General features: G+C 67.1%; 16 protein-coding genes. 9 read left to right on the plus strand and 7 right to left on the minus strand.

The window, feature by feature from the left end; genetic code table 11:
* Positions 1-92: 92 nt before the first annotated feature.
* The 3 genes from KQ305_RS07420 to feoB all read left to right on the plus strand — a co-directional run bounded on the left by KQ305_RS07420 (position 93) and on the right by feoB (position 2,764).
* Complete coding sequence (locus tag KQ305_RS07420) at positions 93-269, plus strand: hypothetical protein (RefSeq protein WP_259724775.1); 177 nt, start codon at positions 93-95, stop codon at positions 267-269.
* Between the two features lie 178 nt (positions 270-447).
* Positions 448-879, plus strand: a complete 432-nt coding sequence (locus tag KQ305_RS07425; protein WP_259724776.1) for a ferritin-like domain-containing protein — start codon at positions 448-450, stop codon at positions 877-879.
* A gap of 97 nt (positions 880-976) precedes the next feature.
* Positions 977-2,764 (plus strand): ferrous iron transport protein B, encoded by a 1,788-nt coding sequence (gene feoB / locus KQ305_RS07430; RefSeq protein WP_399231030.1) that lies wholly within the window; start codon positions 977-979, stop codon positions 2,762-2,764.
* 38 nt (positions 2,765-2,802) lie between these two features.
* Here feoB and KQ305_RS07435 read toward each other — a convergent pair whose 3' ends face one another.
* The 3 genes from KQ305_RS07435 to KQ305_RS07445 all read right to left on the minus strand — a co-directional run bounded on the left by KQ305_RS07435 (position 2,803) and on the right by KQ305_RS07445 (position 5,514).
* Positions 2,803-3,036 carry a FeoA family protein gene (locus tag KQ305_RS07435; protein ID WP_259724778.1) on the minus strand — a complete coding sequence of 78 codons (234 nt, stop codon included), beginning with the start codon at positions 3,034-3,036 and terminating at the stop codon, positions 2,803-2,805.
* 119 nt (positions 3,037-3,155) lie between these two features.
* Complete coding sequence (locus KQ305_RS07440) at positions 3,156-4,265, minus strand: UDP-2,3-diacylglucosamine diphosphatase (RefSeq protein ID WP_259724779.1); 1,110 nt, start codon at positions 4,263-4,265, stop codon at positions 3,156-3,158.
* A gap of 232 nt (positions 4,266-4,497) precedes the next feature.
* Positions 4,498-5,514, minus strand: a complete 1,017-nt coding sequence (locus tag KQ305_RS07445; protein ID WP_259724780.1) for a substrate-binding domain-containing protein — start codon at positions 5,512-5,514, stop codon at positions 4,498-4,500.
* 15 nt (positions 5,515-5,529) lie between these two features.
* Between KQ305_RS07445 and KQ305_RS07450 the strand changes: the two genes are divergently transcribed.
* Entirely contained in the window at positions 5,530-7,314 is a 1,785-nt protein-coding gene (locus KQ305_RS07450; protein ID WP_259724781.1) for a VWA domain-containing protein, read from the plus strand.
* A complete protein-coding gene (locus KQ305_RS07455; RefSeq protein WP_259724782.1) occupies positions 7,314-8,075 on the plus strand; it encodes a hypothetical protein in 762 nt (253 codons plus the stop codon). Before KQ305_RS07450 ends, KQ305_RS07455 begins: the two co-directional genes overlap by 1 nt.
* Here KQ305_RS07455 and KQ305_RS07460 read toward each other — a convergent pair.
* Positions 8,039-10,261, minus strand: coding sequence for a PhoX family phosphatase (locus KQ305_RS07460; RefSeq protein WP_259724783.1), 2,223 nt, complete (start codon positions 10,259-10,261; stop codon positions 8,039-8,041). The two genes, KQ305_RS07455 and KQ305_RS07460, sit on opposite strands and share 37 nt — an antisense overlap.
* The gene (locus KQ305_RS07465; RefSeq protein WP_259724784.1) at positions 10,258-11,268 is read right to left on the minus strand and encodes an esterase-like activity of phytase family protein; all 1,011 of its coding nucleotides are present in this window, start codon (positions 11,266-11,268) and stop codon (positions 10,258-10,260) included. Before KQ305_RS07465 ends, KQ305_RS07460 begins: the two co-directional genes overlap by 4 nt.
* Positions 11,269-11,358: 90 nt before the next feature.
* Between KQ305_RS07465 and KQ305_RS07470 the strand changes: the two genes are divergently transcribed.
* The 4 genes from KQ305_RS07470 (at position 11,359) to KQ305_RS07485 (ending at position 14,406) form a co-directional block, all read left to right on the plus strand.
* Complete coding sequence (locus KQ305_RS07470) at positions 11,359-12,168, plus strand: NYN domain-containing protein (RefSeq protein ID WP_259724785.1); 810 nt, start codon at positions 11,359-11,361, stop codon at positions 12,166-12,168.
* 9 nt (positions 12,169-12,177) lie between these two features.
* Positions 12,178-13,152 (plus strand): magnesium transporter, encoded by a 975-nt coding sequence (locus KQ305_RS07475; protein WP_259724786.1) that lies wholly within the window; start codon positions 12,178-12,180, stop codon positions 13,150-13,152.
* A 24-nt stretch (positions 13,153-13,176) separates the two neighbouring features.
* The gene (locus KQ305_RS07480) at positions 13,177-14,010 is read left to right on the plus strand and encodes a PhzF family phenazine biosynthesis protein (protein WP_259724787.1); all 834 of its coding nucleotides are present in this window, start codon (positions 13,177-13,179) and stop codon (positions 14,008-14,010) included.
* 111 nt (positions 14,011-14,121) lie between these two features.
* The gene (locus tag KQ305_RS07485; RefSeq protein ID WP_259724788.1) at positions 14,122-14,406 is read left to right on the plus strand and encodes a gamma-glutamylcyclotransferase; all 285 of its coding nucleotides are present in this window, start codon (positions 14,122-14,124) and stop codon (positions 14,404-14,406) included.
* 233 nt (positions 14,407-14,639) lie between these two features.
* On the opposite strand, the gene KQ305_RS07490 is transcribed toward KQ305_RS07485, so the two are convergent.
* Both KQ305_RS07490 and KQ305_RS07495 read right to left on the minus strand, forming a co-directional pair.
* Positions 14,640-16,829: a glycosyltransferase gene (locus tag KQ305_RS07490; RefSeq protein WP_259724789.1), complete on the minus strand. Its 2,190-nt coding sequence runs from the start codon at positions 16,827-16,829 to the stop codon at positions 14,640-14,642.
* Positions 16,826-18,100 carry an HlyD family secretion protein gene (locus KQ305_RS07495; protein ID WP_259724790.1) on the minus strand — a complete coding sequence of 425 codons (1,275 nt, stop codon included), beginning with the start codon at positions 18,098-18,100 and terminating at the stop codon, positions 16,826-16,828. Before KQ305_RS07495 ends, KQ305_RS07490 begins: the two co-directional genes overlap by 4 nt.
* Between the last annotated feature and the right edge of the window lie 17 nt (positions 18,101-18,117).

The following is an 18,117-nucleotide window of genomic DNA, read 5'->3' on the forward strand; positions in this document are numbered from 1 at the left end:
TTCGTGTTATGGGCAGGTTAACGGGTCATCAAGGATTGATCTGGACTGGGCCCTTGAGGCTTCTGGAAGGAAAACCTGCGCGGGATTGAGAGGTGGTGCTGCCGCTGCCGGCGGCTCCTGGCGAGGTGCTGGGCCTGGGCGAAACCAACGGGGTGGTCTTCGGCTGGACAGCTCTGCGGCCCTGGCCACGGCCCAGGCCCCTCTGCCCCCCCCACGGACCCGACCACAGGCTGCACCGGAACTCCAGCCATCCAGGTGCTCGGTTGTGATGAAGCAGGACGCTTCATGCGCCAGCGGCACAGATCGGCGTTTGAGATCTACACATCCGGCCGTACCTTTGCTGGGTCTGGATGGCGCCCACATCCGATGTCAGATCAGATCGTGTGAGTGGAACGGCCATGCCATCCCACTTTGGCTATGGATAGAGGGACTGCCCCTGGCGTCCACTTGAACGAGCTCACCAGCGCCATCAACCAACACCTGGCCACTGAGTTTCAGGCCGGCCCCACCGATCTGGCCCTGTCGATCTGGTTGCGGGAGAAGGATCTGGCTGGTTTTTCCGCCTACATGCCTGCCAAGAGCCAGGAGGAGCGAGACCACGCGGCCCGCATGATCGCCTGCCTAGCGGACAGCGGCGAACAGGTGGAATTGCCCACGATCGAGGCCCCGGAAAGGAGTTGGCCGTCGGTGCAGACCTTGTTCGACCAAGTGTATGACAAGGGAAAGGGGTTCACAGCCTCGATCAATCATCTCTATGCCATCGCCGAGACCGTTGGCGAACGCAGTGCCACCGCCAGGCTGCTCCTCGACCAGCCGTTCCTGGAAGGGACAGCCCTGACCCATGTCAAAGGGGGTCTCAGCGGTGCCAGAGCTGCCTGAAGCCTCAATGGCGTCATCCTTTTCCCCTTCCGCTTCCTGCCACGGTTCCCGGGCGCACGACCGCCATGGTTCGGGCGTTCAGATCGCCCTGCTGGGGATGCCCAACACCGGCAAATCGACGCTCTTCAACCGGCTCACCGGCGGCAATGCGCAGATCGCCAACTGGCCTGGTCTGACGGTGGAGCTGCTGCGGGGCCCGATGCCAAACGATGGCCATGGCACCACCTACGAGCTTTTGGACCTGCCGGGGATCCACGACCTCAGCGGCAGCAGTGAGGACGAGGCCTTGGTGCAGCGCTTCCTGCGCGACACCCCGCCCGATCTGGTGCTTGTGGTGCTCAATGCCAGCCAGATCAGCAGCCAGCTGCGGCTGTTGCTGCAGATCCGGCAGCTGGGTCTGCCGGTCGTGGCGGCGCTCAACATGAGCGATGAAGCCAAGCGGTTCGGCGTCGAGATTGATCATCAGGGGCTGTCCCAGGCCCTCGGCCTGCCGCTGCTGCCGGTGAGCGCTAAGCGGAACCAGGGAATTGCCGAATTGCTCGATCAGTTACACCAATGGGGGGAAGCCCCCAGATGTGCCGACGCGGCGCTGCATGGCCTCCCTCAGCCGCAGGTTCCGGCACCGGAGGGGTGGCAGCAGGAGCTGGTGGCCCGTTATGTGACGCTGCCGGAGGGGTTGGTCAACGACCGCACCCGCCTGGTCGATCGCGTGCTGCTGCATCCGCTGCTCGGGGTGCTGATCTTCCTGGCGCTTGTGCTGGCGGTGTTCCAGCTGCTCTATGCGGTGACCACGCCCCTGCAGGATCTGCTCGGATCCGGGCTTGGCTGGATCCGGGGCAGTTGGCTTGTGCCAGGCCTGGAGGTGCTGGGCTTTCCTGGCTGGCTGCAGCACTTCCTGCTGGATGGCCTCTGGCTGGGCGTGAGCACGGTGGCCAGCTTCCTGCCCCTGATCTTCGTCTTCTACCTGCTGATCGGCAGCATCGAAGATTCGGGGTATCTGCCACGGGCCGCCTTTCTCATGGACGGGTTCATGCGCTGGCTGGGGCTGGATGGGCGGGCCTTTGTCTTGCAGGTCATGGGCTTCGGCTGCAATGTGCCCTCAATCTTGGGCACCAGGGTGATTCGGGATCGGGGCATGCGCCTGCTGGCGATGTTGTGCATTCCCTTCGCTCTCTGCCAGGCCAGGTTGACCGTTTTCCTTTTCATGGCCGGGGTGTTCTTCCCCAGGCCCTGGTGGGCGCCAGGACTGGTGCTGTTCGGCTTTTATCTGATCAGTTTTGCAGCGGCCGTGATCACTGGTCTGGTGTTCAAACGGGCCTACCCGAGTGACGGGGCCTTCGTGCTGGAGCTGCCGCCCTATCGGGCCCCCAGCCTGAGCACCATCCTGCGCCGCGGCTGGACGTCGATGCTGAATTTCATGGTCACCACACGCATGTTCATCATCGTGGGTGCGGGTGCCATCTGGTTACTCACCAACCTGCCTCCGGGCGTCACGGAAGCCTCCGGGGGGTCGCTGGCGGCGGGGATCGGCCATCTGTTCCAGCCCCTGCTGGGTCCAATCGGCATGAATCCGGAGCTCACCGTGTCGTTGTTCTTTGGTTTCATCGCCAAGGAAATTCTTCTGGGGGCGATGGCGGTGATCTTCGGGACCAACGAATCAGGGCTCGCTGGTGCGATCCAGACCGCCATCACACCGTTGCAGTGCCTCAGCTTCATGACATTCGTGCTTCTCTACACCCCTTGCCTGGGAACCGTGGCGGCCCAGATTCAGGAGTCCGGGAGCCGCAACTTCGCGCTGCTCTCGCTTGGCTGGTCCTTGTTGCTGGCCTGGGTAATGGCCTTTCTTGTTTATCAGGGGGGGGGCTTGATCCTGTCCCTGCGCTGAGTCGACACGACAGCTGCGCCGCACCAGATGGCGATCACTCAGCCTGGTGGGATCAATGTCACCTCCATTTCGGCCGCCTGTTCCTGGCGCAGCATGAATTCCACCAGCCCACTGGCAAGATGCAGAATTCCGCCGGGTTTGCCACGGCGCAGTACCTCGATCTCCACCCCTGGTCTGACCCCCATCGCCAGCAGACGACCTTGTAGTTCCGGATGCAGTGGCAAACAGTTGACCCATACACGTGTACCTTCCGGAACCTGACTGAGGGGCATCAATCTTTCTTTCCCAAGGAACCAACCTAGGACAGATCCTGTCAATCTCCGATCTCAGAACGTTGTGCTCAAGCGGCTGTTTGTGACAGGTAGTGGTTCCGACTGATTCGCCTGGACGATCACTCAGCCTGCAGGTCCGCCACCCCCAGACCACACCCCGGGCAGGGCCGCATCGGATAAGTGTTGAAGGGGAAGCGGGGGGGCTGGAAGGGTTCGATGCCCTGGCGTCGATCGAAGCGCACCATCCCGACGGTGCCGTTGGCGGCCACCACCAGCGCTGTGCGTCCCAGCCGGCGCTGGCTGCGGGCCCAGCTGCCGGTGTTGTAGTACGTGATGTGGCAGGGGCCGCCGCCCTCGCTGAGCGGCTCCGGCAGGCCCAGGGGTGTGGCTTCGGGGATGTGGGTGTGGCCGTTGATCAGCCCGTCGAGGGCCTGCGGGCCTCGCCCTTCCCGTTGCAGGTGCTGGACGATCCGGCGCTTGATCAGCCGGTCGTGCCCCGTGCGGCTCTTGAGGGCACTCTCGAGCACAAAGGCCAGGGAGAAGCCACCGGAGGAGTTGAGCCCCCGGCTGATCGGGATCGGCCACTCCTGGTGACTGGCGAGCAGATCCACGGCGCCCTGCAGGATGCCCTCCGCGTTCCAGCCGGCTGGCAGTGGCCCGTTGGCCGGCCGGGTGAAGGGTGACAGCAGGCCATTGATGCCGGCGCTGTAGTGCTCCTGCAGCCGGGCCAGACCCTCGGCAGCACCGGCGTGGAAGCGGATCAGCCGGTCGTACTCATCGCCGTGGCGCACCAGCAGCCGCTGGCCGGCGGGGGTGCGGTACATGTCCTGACGGCGAATCGAGAAGCCTGGACGCTCCAGGCCGGCATGGCGGCGCAGGTAGGCGTCGTGGTTGCCGGGGATGTAAGTGATCGCCACCCCGTTCCGGTGCAGGGCCTGGAGGCGCTCCAGCACCCGGCGGTGGGAGGCCCGCAACAGCTGGGCCTTGAGCAGCTTCTCGCTGGCCAGGGGATCGTCGTCCACCCCGGCCAGAAGGGAGTCGATCAGATCGGTGAGAAAATCGGCATCGACATTGGCATTGAAGCGGATCGCCTGCAGGTCGATGATGTCGCCGACCAGAAACAACTGCCTGGGCCGGATGCACTCCAGAAAGGCCGCCAGGTGGCCGGCTTCGCACTGATTGGAGCCCAGATGCAGATCCGAGATGAACAGGGCGTCGCAGGTGAGCACAACCTTCCGGCAGGTGGATAGGCGCCCAGATGCTTGGCGCGATCAGGCGTGAAGCCCCGTCATGGTGCCACGATCCCGGCGGGGATCACGGCTGGGCCTGCATCAGCGAACAAGGCGGAATTCTGTCGGGTGCGCATAGTTTTTTGGGCACGCCACCCCTGCGCCCACGTCCGTTGTCTGCCGCACCATCCCAGGTGATTGGAAACACGCGGCGACGCGCGCCCGACATCCTTCAGCCAGCCTGTTGCCAGAGGCGCAGCAGCTCTTCCCGGTCGCCCGGCGAGGGGGGCGGCAGGCGCTTCACGCCGCGGGCGGCCGGGCTGCCGCCGCCGCCGCCTGCGCCGCGGAACCCCAGGCGCCTGAGTACAGCCTGGCCTTCCTGGGAGAGCAGAAAGGCCACAAACCGCTCGCCGTCCTGGTGCCCGCCGGCCGCTTGCCCCCGCAGCACGGCCGCTGCCAGCACCGTCTCGATGGTGGGATCGGGAACAAGAAGCACGTAGCCCCCCGGCTGCTGGCGGCCGGCCTCCTGCTGGCGAGCCAGGGCCGAGGCTTCGTACACCAGGGCCAGGTCGCCTTCGTTGGGGCCGCCGCTGATGAATTCCTGCAGCAGGATGTCGGTGGAGCGGGCCGGCCTGTAGACGGCGCGGCGCAGGGCGGAGGCACAGTCGGCGCCGTTCTGGTCCCGGCACCAGAGCGCCAGGGTGAGTTGGCCCGAGTTGGAGCGCATCGGATCGGCGCTGCGCAGGTCGACGCTGCCCCAGTTTGCCGGGGCACCCAGGGCCCCCCATTGGCCCGCCGCCGTGGCCCGCCGCAGCTGGGACCAGGAGAAGCGGCCGTCCGGGAACAGCCGCTTGGCCCGCTCGGGCCAGGCCACGGCCACCAGCAGGGTGCGGGCGACGGGAACCGGGGGTTGCAGGAAGGGTGCCGGCTCCCCCTGGGCCTGGAGCTCGCCGGACAACTGGTTCAGCAGATCCCGGTTGGCGGGGATCAGCACCCGCGGCCGTTCCGGCCCCTCCTCCCGGGCGCGGTTGACCATGTCCTGGGAGCCCTGCACCGTCCAGTTCAGGTCGATGCCGCCGTGGCGGCGCTCGAACAGGGGTTCAAGTTCGCCCATGGCGCCGGCCAGCTCGGACCCCACCGCTACGAGCAGCGGCCGCCGCAGCCCGGGTAGGGGTGCGGTCGCCAGGGCCAGGGAAGCACCGGCGATCAGGAGCGAAAGCAGGCGCCTGCGGCTCAGGGTCGCTTCCAAGGGGGGGCGGTCCAGGTGCGATGCAGTCTGAACGCGGCGGCGGCAGCCGCCATCGGCTCCGCTGAAGCCACCGGCCCTTGCCAGCAGAATGGCGGCACCTTTCCGTTCAGCTCCATGGCACGGGCCCTGCGGTTGGCCGGCTTCACCACCGCGCTCCTCGCCCTGCCGATCGGCGGGTGCAACCTTGGGGCCCCGCCGCCCCTGGAGCTGGAGATGCTGGTGGGCAGTGCCCTGAAGGGCTTCTGCCAGGAGGCGGCCAAGGCCATGGCCCAGTCGCCGCCGCGGCTGGCCGATCGCACCCCCGTGCTGCTGCGCTGTCGGGCCGCCGGCAGCGGCGATGTGGTCAGCGAAATGGAAACCCACGCCCGGGGGGTGCTCCAGGGCGGCCAGGCGGCCGAGGATGCGCGCATCCCCACGTTGGTCTCGGTGGATGGCGAGATCTATCTCGACCTGCTGCGGCATCGGCTGCAGCGCCTGGCGCCCACCCGGGAGCTGATTCCGGCGCCGGCCGATGCGCCGGCCCTGGCCTCCAGTCCGATGGTGTTCATGACCACCGCGGCCCTGGCGAAGGGGCTCGATCGGCCCGATCCCTTCACCGCCCTGGCCCGCAGCAGCGACCACCGCCAGCTGGATCCGGCCGGCCCCTCTCAGCCGATCCGCTACGTCCACACCGCGCCGACCCGCTCCAACTCGGGCCTGCAGACCCTTGTGGCAATGGTGGCTGAAGTGGCCGGCAAACGGCCCGAGGTGCTCACCCTGGCGGATGTGCAGGCCCACGGCGAGAAGGTGGCGGCGATCGAGCGCCATGTGACCCGCTATGGCAGCTCCACCGACGAACTCGCCCGGGCCATGCAGCGCAACGGCCCCTTCTGGGCCTCTGTGGGGTCGGTCTATGAGTCGTCGGTGGTGGCGGTCAACGCCTCCCGCCAGCCCGACCAGGAGCCCTTCAAGGCGGTGTACCCGAGGGCCACCTACGCCAGCACGATGCGGGCGATCCTGCCTGACGGCCCCTGGGTGTCCCAGCAGGAGAAGCAGGCGGCCCTGCTGATCATCGAGCGGCTCCAAAGCCCCGAGATCCAGCGCCTGGCGGCCGGACAGGGTCTGCGGCCGGCCAACCCGGCCGTGCCCCCCAGCCGCGTCACGGCGGCCTACGGCGCCGATCCACGGGCCGTCTACGACTCCCTGCGGGCGCCGAAGCCGGAGGTGGTGGAGGCGATCATCACCCTCTGGCGCAACCAGGCCAAGAAGCCCTCCCGGGTGGCCCTGGTGGTGGACAGCTCCGGGTCGATGAAGGGGGAAAAGCTGCCGGCTGCCCAGCGCAGCCTGCAGGCCTACCTGGCCCAGATCGGTCCGCGGGACACCGTGGGACTGTTCGATTTCGACAACCGGCTGCGGCCACCGGTGGTGGTAACAGGAGGAGGCCCGGGCAGTGAGCCGGTGGGCCGTTTCATCGCCTCGCTGGAGGCGGAGGGCGGCACCGTGCTCTACGACGCCATCCAGCAGGGCCGTGATTGGTTGCGCCTCACCCGGCGCCCCGGCGAAATCCTGGCGGTGGTGGTGCTCACCGATGGCCAGGACAACGGCTCGCGCCTTTCCCTCGACGGGCTGGGCAGCGAACTGCAGCGCAGTGGCTTCGCCAGTGATGAACGCATCGGCGTGTTCACCATGGGCTACGGCAACCAGGGGGACTTCGATCCCGCTGTGCTGCGCCGCATCGCCGAGAGCAACGGCGGCGATTTCACCACCGGCACCGCGGACAGCATCCGCCGCCGCATGGAAGATCTGCAGATGGCCTTCTGATGGCGGCACTGGGCTGGGCCAACCCTCTTGACCATCCCCTGGCGGTCGCCGCCGGCGGTGTCGGCCTGGTGGTGCTGGTGCGCGGCGTCGGGTGGGCTCTTCCCCTGGCGATCGTGCCGGCCGTCGCCCTCAGCGTGGCCGGCGCCGCTCTTCTGGCCCGGGGTGGGGCGGCCGGACGCCGCAGCCGCACGCAGCGGCTCCATGCCCAGCGGCTCGATGCGGGTCTGGAGGAAGCCCTGGATCGGGCCAGCGGCCTGGCGGTGACGGCCATGGCATTGCGCGAGGAGGCCGTGGTCCGCTTCACCGACCCCGGCCATCTGGAGGCCCTCGGCAGCGTTCAGCTCTGCTGCGAGCGGCTGCAGCAACTGCCGGAGCGGCTGCAGGAACGCCGGCCCCTGTTGGAGTCGGGCGGGGGGCGGCGCCTGGATCCCGACGACCTGGCCCGACGCCTGGCCCGGGAAGAGAAATCCCTGCAGCGGGAGGCGGAGGGCCCCCTGCGCCAGGAGCGGCGACGGCTGGTGGACCAGCTGCGCCGCAATCTGCATGCGGCGCGCCAGGGGATGGACGAACGGGAGGCCCGCTTGCTGGCCCTGGCCACCCGGCTGGAGGCCATCGATGGCGGCCTGCAGCAACTGCGCCGTCAGGTTGATCACCAGTGGCCCAGCACCGAGGCCAGCGATGCCGCCATGGCGACGGCGATCGAGCCGCTCGACGAGGCCCTCGATCAGATCGAGCGGTCTCTGGACGCCGGCACCGCCTGATCGGCCAGCAGCGGCCCGCCAGCGAGCCGGCGGATCGCCACCACCCCGGGGCGGGGTGACCGGCCCGGCACGCCGGAGGGCCAGTTGGAACCCAGCGGCACCCAGCGCAGCTGCTCGAAGGGACGCCCGGAGCGATCCACCAGCCGGTGGGCCTGGGCCTCACGGGCCTCCGCAGAAGGGCGGGTGCCGTTGTCCTCGCCCGGGTGCTGCACCGCCAGGAACAGGGTGGATTCGCCGCCGTCGAAGCAGGGGCCGGCGAGCTCGCACTCCATCGGCCCGATGGCGAAGCAGAAGGCCTCGCCGGCGTGGGGGCCACGGCTGGGCAGCACCCAGCAGCTGTTGTTGCCGAACAGATCCAGATCGGCCGATTTCGTCGAGCGGTCGGTCACCATCCAGATGGCCCCCTGCCGGTCGATGGCGAGGTTGTCGGGATTGGCAAAGCCCATCCCCCCCTGCCACGGGGCCCCGCCGGTGGCCACCATCCGCCAGCGGAAGGAGCCAGCCCGGGCCGGGCCGTCGTCGGCCAGGCGCATGATCCAGCCGAAGGGCCAGGAGGCCTGACCTTTGGGCCCACGGAAGATGGCCGGGTCGGCCCGGCCGTCGTCGCTGCCGCCCCCGGCGGTGAAGGCGATCAGCAGGTCCCCGTTGAGCGGATCGATCACCGTGTCCTCGGGCCGGGCCGCGGGGGTGGCCCCGATGGCGCAGGCGGCCAGGTGGGCATCGATCAGGATCGCCCCCATCCGCTCCTCCCCCTCGCCGGGGTAGAGGTCGGCCAGGGTGGCGAACCGGCGCCGGTAGGCCGCCACGGCCGCGTCGCTGGCGAAGGCTTCGGCGCCGGGCCTGCGGCGGTCGCTGTGGGGCAGCAGCACCGCCTGCTCCACGCCGTGGCGGGCGAAGTGGCCAGGGCCGAGCGGTGCCACAGGGGTGGAGGGCTCCAGCGACAGCCAGCGGCCCCGGCCCTCGCCGCCGCCGGCGCCCGGCGGATCGAACCTGGCCACCTCAAGGCGTCCGGCAGCGAACAGCTCCGAATTGGCCGGGTCGGCCGGATCGCGGATCGGTTTGTCGCTGACGAAGCGGTAGAGGTGACCGCCGTGGCGGTCGCAGCCGGAATAGACGATCAGGGGCTGGCCGGCGACGGCCTTCACGGCCACCGCCTCGTGCCGGAAGCGGCCCAGCCAGCTGTGCTTCACCGCGGCGCGCTCGGGCCGGCGCGGGTCGACCTCCACCATCCAGCCGTACTTGTTGCCCGCCAGGCCGAAGGGATTGCCGAGGCCGTCGAGGCGCTGGCCGTCGTAGGCGAAGGGACGGGCGGCGGGGGAGACGGAGGAGCCGTCGGCGTGCACCGCCTCGGCCACCTGGCTCTGCATGTTTTCCTCGGCGCTGAGCACCGTGCCCCAGGGGGTCTCGCCGCCGGCGCAATTGGCGAAGCTGCCGATGATCGCGTCCCCCAGTCCGTCGTCGTAGCCGAGCCGCCCACGGCGCCGGAACACGGCCGCCGCTGGCCCCGAGCTGCGCAGCCGCTGGGCGGGATCGCGCCAGCCGCTGAGGCCGGTGATGCGCCGATCGAAGCGGCCGGGCCGCCGTCGCCAGGGGCCGCCCGGCTGCCGCTCCAGCTCGATCACGCCGATACCCAAGTCGGCCATGCCGGCCGCCGCCAGCTGGCGGATGGTCTCCAGCAGCGGGTCGTCCGCCGCCAGGCTGGCGGCATCCACCCGGCCGCCCCGGGCCGCCAGGGCTTCGATCACGGCATCGAACGGCAGCGTCCCGCCCACGGCTTCGGCATAGCCCTCGCGCCAGGCCTTGGCGCTGATGTATTCGAAGTTGACCGTCAGCAGGGCCCGATCCGCGGCCAGGGCCAGGAAGGCGAGGTGATCGTTGTTGAAGCCGAAGCGGCCTTCGGCCACAGGATCCCCCCAGACCGCCACCACGTCGGCCCGGAAGCCATCCGGCAGCACCAGCCGGTCCTCCAGCTCGATGCGGGCGTAGGTGCGGCGCTGGCTGTCGGCATCAAGCCCGTCGCTGGGCACCGGCAGGGGGGTGGGCACCACCGGGAAAGGGCTGTCGCCCTTTCGGGGAGCCGCCGACAGGCTCGTCGCCGCCGAACCCGCTGCCGCCGAGGGCAGGGCCGCATTGGCGAAGGAGCAGGCGCCGATGCCGAGCAGGGAGAGCAGATCGCGGCGGTTCATCGGTTCCGGTGGCAGGGGGCGCTGCGGCGGGGCACCAGCAGGGCCAGGTGGTTGTCCTGGTTGGCGTTGAAGTTGTCGTCCGACGCCAGCAGCAGGCTGCCCCGGCCATCGGCCTGGGCGGGCCCCGGGGTCAGGGCCTCCCAGTTGTCGGGAGGCAGGCCGGCGGCGATCAGGTCCCACTGGTGGATCGGTTCCAGCACGACGCCCGGATCAGCCCGGCCATCGGGAAGCGGGTAGTGGGCCAGCAGCACCTGCCACTGATCGGGGGCCTGAAAGCGGCGCAGCAGGGCCAGCAGCCCCGGCGTGGGCGTGGCAGCGTCGACAGCCAGCAGATCGGTCAGCCCCCAGCCAGCGCCTCCGGGAATGGCCAGCCGGGCCAGGGGCCGGGAAACGGCTCCGAAGGGGCCAAGGGTCCAGCCCAGCAGCCTCACCTGGGCCGGGGGATCCTGCAGCAGGGGTGATTCCGAGGCCATCAGCAGTACGTCCGCCTGAGCGGTCCGGCGGAGCAGTGCCAGGGATTCCGGGCCCTGGTTGGCGCCCAGCCCCCGTCCTGGGGCCGGCTGCCAATCGGCGGGCAGGGGATAGGCGCGCTCCAGCTGGCCGCTGGCCCGATCAAAGGCCAGCAGCTGGGCCACACGCCCTGCGTTGCGGCGACCCTCGCTGGCCACCCAGAGCCGGTCGCCGAGCACCACCATCCCTTCCCCATCGATCTCCGCCGGCAGCGGCGCCCGGGGGGACCCCAGCAGATCCAGCTGGAAGAGGGGCCGCAGGGGTACTTCCCCCAGCTGCCGCACGCCGCTCCAGGCGGCCACGCTGCCCTGGGGGGCATCGCTGAGCAGCAACAGCGCATCGGTATCGCTTTGGTAGCTGGCGGCGGAGAAGCCTCCCGAGGGTTCTCCGTTCGCCCCACGCCTCGGCAGGCGCGCCTTGGCCACGAGCTCCCAGCCCGCTTCAGCCGGACAGGGCAGCAGGGGGGGTGGGGCGCCGGCGGTGAGCAGCAGAACCATCGGCCGATTCTCCTGTCGGCGCGGGGTGATGGCGGCATCCGGGGACACGCGCTTTTGGGCGGTTAGGGTCGACGTCCGCAGGGGTGAGCCATGAAAACCCCAACAGCAACACTCCCACCGACGGGCGGCCTGGGAGAGGACAGCGGCAAGCGCCTGGCGGTGCTGATCGATGCCGACAACGCCCGGGCGGCGGTGATCGAAGCGGTGCTCGAGGAAGTGGCCCGCTTCGGAGAAGCGATCGTGCGGCGCATTTACGGCGACTTCACGTCCACGCAGAGCGCCTCCTGGAAGGGATTACTGAACAAGTTCTCGATCAAGCCGATGCAGCAGTTCGCCTACACCGTGGGCAAGAACGCCACCGACAGCACGATGATCATCGATGCGATGGATCTGCTGTACACCCGCCGCTTCGATGGCTTCTGCCTGGTGACCAGCGACAGCGATTTCACCGGCCTGGCCGTGCGGTTGCGGGAGGAGGGTCTGCTGGTGTACGGCTTCGGTGAGGAAAAGACCCCGGCGGCTTTCCGCAACGCCTGCCACAAGTTTCTGTTCACCGAAGTGCTGCGGACCGCCGCCCGCCACGGAGAAGATGCCGCTGCCGCGGAAAGCTCCCGCCGCCCCCAGGACAGCGATCCCCCGGCCGGTGGCCATCCCGTCATCCCCGCCGATTTCCTGATGGAGGCCCTGGACCGCTCGGTGGATGAATCGGGCTGGACCCAGCTGGGCACCTTCGGCAGCTACCTGCAGAAGATCCAGCCCGACTTCGACACCCGGCTCTATAGCTTCCGCAAACTCTCCGATCTGGTGCGGGGCTGTCCGTCCCTGTTCGTGATGGAGGAGCGGGAGGCCCCCAGCGGCAACCGCACGATCGTCTACGTGCGGGCAAGGGAGGACGACTGAGGTTTGCCGGTGCTGGACACCCTCCACCTACCGATCACGACCATCGCCCGCCGGGCGGTGGCCTGCCTTGACGGCCAGCAGACAGTGGCGGAGGCGCTGGCCAGCCTGCGTCGGCGCGACATCGCCGATCGGATCGTCTACTTCTATGTGCTCGATGCGGAGCAGCGCCTGATCGGCGTGCTGCCCCTACGGAGGCTGCTATCGGCGGCCGAGGAGATGCCGGTGGCCGCGCTCATGGTGCGCCGTCCGGTGACCATCCCGGAGCACGCCACGATCCTGGAGGCCCACGAAGCCTTTGCCGATCACCGCTTCCTGGCCCTGCCGGTGGTGAACGCCCAGCAGCACGTCATCGGTGTCGTCGACGTGACCATGTTCAGCGAAGAGGACTTCCTGCCCGACCAGCCGGCCCAGGCGGCGGCCCTGTTCGAGGCCCTGGGCTTCCGCGTGTCCCAGGTGCGCGGCGCTTCGCCGCTGCGGGCGTTCCGCTTCCGTTTCCCCTGGCTGCTGGCCACCATCGCCAGCGGCCTGGCCTGCGCCGTGCTGGTGAGTGTGTTCCAGCTCACCCTGGCCAGCAGCATCGCCCTGGCCTTCTTCCTCACCCTCGTGCTGGCCCTCGGGGAGAGCGTCAGCATCCAGAGCATGACGGTGTCGATTCAGTCGCTGCAGCTGTCGCCGCCCACCTGGCGCTGGTACCGGGCCAGCCTGCGGCGGGAGCTGACCACGGCCCTGCTGCTGGGTATCTCCTGCGCCGCCCTGGTGGCCCTGGTGCTGGTGCTCTGGCTCGGCCTGGGGCCGGCGGCCCTGATCGTGGCGGCCACGATCGTGCTCAGCGTGACAGCCGCCTGCTTCTACGGCCTCACCATTCCCGCCCTGTTCCATGCCCTGCGGCTCGATCCCAAGATCGCTTCCGGTCCGCTCACCCTGGCGGTGGCGGACATCACCTCGATCGCGCTCTACTTCGGCCTGGCCAGCAGACTGCTCTGAGCACCTTGGAGGCCCGAACCAGGCATGTCACTCCTGCACCTTGCGGCGTTCAGTGACGGTGATCGGGGCGGCAATCCCGCCGGGGTGGTGATTGCCGAGCGCCTGCCCGAAGCGCGGGAGATGCTGCGGATTGCGGCCGAGGTGGGGTATTCGGAAACGGTCTTCGCCGCCCCGCAGGGGGACGGCTGGCGGGTGCGCTACTTCTCTCCTGCCGCCGAGGTGTCCTTCTGCGGTCATGCCACCGTCGCCCTCGGGGCCGCCCTGGCCGAGCGCTTCGGGGATGGGGTCTTCCCGCTGACGCTGAATCAGGCCGAGATCACGGTGGAGGGCCGGCGGCAAGGGGAGCGCTGGAGCGCCGCCCTGCAGTCGCCCCCCACCGACCAGCGCCCCGTGGCTCCGGAGCTGCTCTCGGCAGGACTGGAGCTGTTCGGCTATGGGCCGCTGGATCTGGATCCCGCCCTGCCACCGGCGATCGTGCATGGCGGCGCCGACCATCTGCTGCTGGCCCTGCGCCGCCGCGAGGACCTGGCGGCCATGCGCTATGCCATGGAGGACGGGGCCCGGCTGATGGCGGCGGCGGGGCTGCTGACTCTGCTGTTGGTGTGGTCGGAAGGCCCCCAGATCTTCCACAGCCGCAATGCCTTCGCCATTGGCGGCGTTTACGAGGATCCGGCCACCGGTGCCGCCACCGCGGCGCTGGCCGGCTACCTGCAAAGCCTCGACTGGCCCCACGGCGGATCGATCACGGTGGTGCAGGGGGAGGACATGGGTTGCCGTTCCCTGTTGGCCGTCGAGATCCCGGCGGAGCTGGGTGGCTCGATCCGGGTGGCGGGCCAGGTGCGCGCGCTGGAGCCCTGACTCAGGAGGCCTTCTCGAGCCGCTTGACGATCCAGCCCATCAACACCAGCGAACCCAGCAGCGTCGCGAGCAGGGCGATCGTCATGGAACCGGGTGCAGTTTCGTCGCATTATGGCCACAGGCCCCTCAGCCCTGGCCCGAACTGTGAACAGCACTCCCGAGCTGGTCTTCGTGTACGGCACCCTCAAGCGTGGCCACGGCAACCACCACTGGCTGGCTGAGGCGCCCTTCCATGGGGAGGGCACCGAGGGCGGACTTGTGCTGCACGACCTTGGCCCCTTCCCCATGGCGATCCCTGGAGCCGATGCCCCTTACGGATGGGCGCTGGGCCTGGCTGATGGCTCTGGTGCTGGCGATCGTCCCCGCCAGGGAAGGCAAGATGCGCCCGGGGAATGAACTGGGTGCGGTCCACTAGCTGACGCGGCACCACCTGGACACCTCACCCGTGGGGCCCAACCACTTTGCAACGGTCGCTGAGGTGGCGTTGACGGTTCTACAACGCCCCGGAGGAGGCAGGAGTTCGTCGAACAGATTCCTTCCTGGCCATCAACTTCCGCGGCATCAAGAAGATCTTGGTCTGGGTCCAGCCGCAACGCTTCCTCGCAGCCAACGTCATTGCCAGACCATACCTAGCGAAAGCGTCGCACCAGCGGTTCCGCCCGCCACACACTGCTGATCAGGATCAGAAAAGAATCGAGAATGCCGACGCGATTTAATTTCTGGAACCAAACATTTTCGTTGTATAGCAGACGGATCAGGGCCTCTTCCTGCTCAACCGATTGCAAGCGAAATTCAAGGCCGAGCACTGGGTAACCATGCTTGCTGGTCTGCCGCACGATTCTGGAAGGAAGCGTGAGCTTGCTCTGGGGCAGGTCCAGCACGGCATCACTTCCATCCAGTGTCACCACGCGGTCGGTCAGGGCCATGGTCAGACCACTTTCGGACACATCCTGTGTCACGCCCCAGACTTCCTGGCTGCCGATTTGAAGCCGGGCGATGGTTTCGAGCGGAAAACGATCGTGCCGGCGCCGTACTGGACGATCGATGCAGGCCAGCACACAGATGAAAATAATCATCGCGTTGTACATGTTCCAGGCCAGCATCACTTCTTCCCCCTCAAAGGGGGATCGCATCCAGGCCGGATCGATCAAGGGCAAGCCGTAGCGCGACAGTACGGCAACAGTGAAAATCGCCAGATAGGCCAGCAGAGGCCAGGCCAACCGCAGATCCATGCTCTGGCGCAGGTTCACCGCGTCTTTGTTGGTCACCAAGCTGCCGAGATGGCCCATCGGATTCCCGATCATGCGGGCCAGTCGACCGAGAGCGGGAAAACAGAATAGTGATTCATAGATCTCCGTCCACAATTGCGAATAGTGACTGTTACTTTGCCATGATAAGATGCCATGCAACATGATCGTGAAAGGCAGACCATAAAAGAGATATTCAGATGGCGGGGCCGCAATCAGGCTGAAACCGATCACAAAGCTCATCAAGGGAAGAATGATGTAGCCGGCGCGAAAAAGTGGCATGAAGCAATAAAGGGCCTGGCTGACGAAAAAGGATTTCTGCCAAACACCAAGCTTGGTCCAGATCGGTAGGTCTCTCCAGCAGAAGTAGATCTGCACATTGCCCTGTAACCAGCGCAGTCGCTGATCGAGATAGTCGCGGAAGGTGCGCGGCACTTCGCCGAGGCTGAGAATCTCATCGAGGTAGACGATGCGCCACCCCTTGATCGCGAGACTGGTGCCTGTCTGATAATCTTCCACGATGCACTTGTTGTAGTAACCACCCACCGAAACCAGTGCCTCCCGCCTGGCCACGTAGGAGGTGCCGCAGCAGATCACCGCATTGAAGTGATCACGGACAACTTGGTTGTAGTGGAAGAAACTATCGAGATCGCTGGGCATCAGGAAATCAAGTCCTAGATTACGCAGATGGAAGTCAGAATTGAAGTAATGCTGAGGGGTCTGAACCAAGGCCACTTTTGGATCACTGAAGAAGCCAATGGTGCGGTAAAGAAACTGCTTGAATGGGATGAAATCACAGTCAAAAACGGCGATCAGCTCTCCCTTGGTACAGCCAAGTGCATGGTTCAGATTGCCGGCCTTGCGGTGCATATTGTCTGGTCTGCAAATATAATTAATGCCCAGTTCAGAGGCCAAATCGGCCATGACGGGCCTGCGACCATCATCCAGAATGTAGATGGTTTTGTTCGGATAATCGATGCCGCGGCATGCCAGTGCGGCGCGACGTACCATCTGGACGGATTCATTATAGGTTGGGATGAAGACATCCACCGAAGGAGGATTCTCGATTCTGGATCGAAAGTATTTGTTGGCCTGTCGGATCCTCGTTGTCGGATCGAAGAAAATTGATGGATAGAACTGAAGGCCAATGCTCAGCAGTGAGATGACTTCGATCAGAAAAAGGGCCAGGCTGCAGGCAAAACTGAAAGGATGCGCTGTGTTCAGCGTCGTGGATCGCCAGATGAAATAGCGCAGGCTGACTCCAGTCAGCAGGATCGATCCCAGCAAGTAGCCCCAGGGACGACGGGGGACAAAGCGCATGCCCAGCACAATGCCCACGGCGACCATGATGGGCTGAACGGCATGGATCCAGTCGTTCTGAACGCCCCAGCGCTCTGGAAGTTCGCGGGTTTCGAGCGGATTGAGCAACCCGGGCGCCACCAGAGAGAACTGCAGGTTTGCCAGTACCAAGGCCACGAACAGGCTCAAAGTGGCGATCACCAGGAACCCCCACACCCACGGGGAGATGCGGCTTGGCCCAATCGCCTCGGGAAAGGGGTTGAGGAACTTCATCGCTCGAAGATCACGCGCCCCGTGTACCCCACGTAGCAGAACTGCAGCGGAGGGGCTGGAACATCGTTCAGGATCCGCACCCGCACCTCACTTTCCCTGGCCAGGTTGATCGGAATCGGAACCAGCGGGTCATCACCCAGCTGCAACCGCCCGATCCCGGAGCGGATCGACTCCACCTCCCCACGCAGGGTCATCCGCCTTCCCACCAACTCGATCCGGGCCCTATCTCCGATCCGCAGCCGGTTCAGATCGTTCTCCGCCACGGTCGTGGTGACCCAGCGGTTGTTGCAATCGATCAGTTTCATCACGGGCTGGAGCGCCTCGAGCAGATCACCGGCCTGCGCCTGCAGTTCCCAGACCACGGCCTGACGTGGGCTGCGCAAGATGCTCTTGTGCCGCTTCTCCCATTGCTGACTGGATGCGGCCAGTTGCCGCCCCAGGCCTGCCACCCGCTGATCCTGCGTGCTCAGGTCGCCCTGCAGGGCCTGGAGGCTGCGCCTGGCCTCCTGCAGACGCACCACGGGATCGGAGCCACTGCGGTTGTTGCGCAGCACCAGGTTGTTGGTCGCGGCCTCCAGGTCGGTGCGGCCGCCGGCCAGCCTGGCTTCGAGGCCCGTCAGCTCGCGACGCCGCTGCTTCTCGGTGGTCTGGGCGCGGTCGTAGACGTTGGCGGCGACGGCGCCGGTGCGAAACAGACGTTCCACGCGTTTGGTTTCCCGCTCTGTGAAGGCCAGCTCGGCCCGGGCTCTCTGCAGGTCGGCCGTGGTCTGATCCAGATCCTCGCGGTTGCGGCGGATCTCCAGGGCCTGCTGGCGTCCGGCATCGAGCTGAACCTCCGCCACCAGCTGCTTCTGCGCCAGGACCTGGCGACGCAGATCGGCCTGCCGGCTTTGGGCCTCCTGACGCTCGGTGGTGAGTCGTTCCAGTTCATCGCGGCTGGCGCGGGAGCTGCGGATCACGGCCAGCTCCTGGTCCAGGCGCACCGCCTGGCCGGCCTGCACCGGCAGCGACTGCAGCGTGCCGGTGATGGGGGTTCGAATCGCAATGGGGGTGGCGTTGATCACGGCATCACGAGATCGGGCCGTGAGGAAGTTCAGCGCGATGATGCCGGTCAGCACCAGCAGACCGGATCCGATCAGAACGATCAGAATTTCAGCCCCACGGCTTCTGGTCATCCGCTCGCCGCCGGGCTCGATCGGGTCAGTCTCGATCGGTTCGGTCTCGATCGGGTCGGACTCTGCGCTTGGCTCGCGGACGGACAGCTCAGTCACCTTGGATGTGTGCTCTC

Source organism: Synechococcus sp. CS-1332, assembly GCF_025127995.1.
GTDB lineage: Bacteria > Cyanobacteriota > Cyanobacteriia > PCC-6307 > Cyanobiaceae > Cyanobium.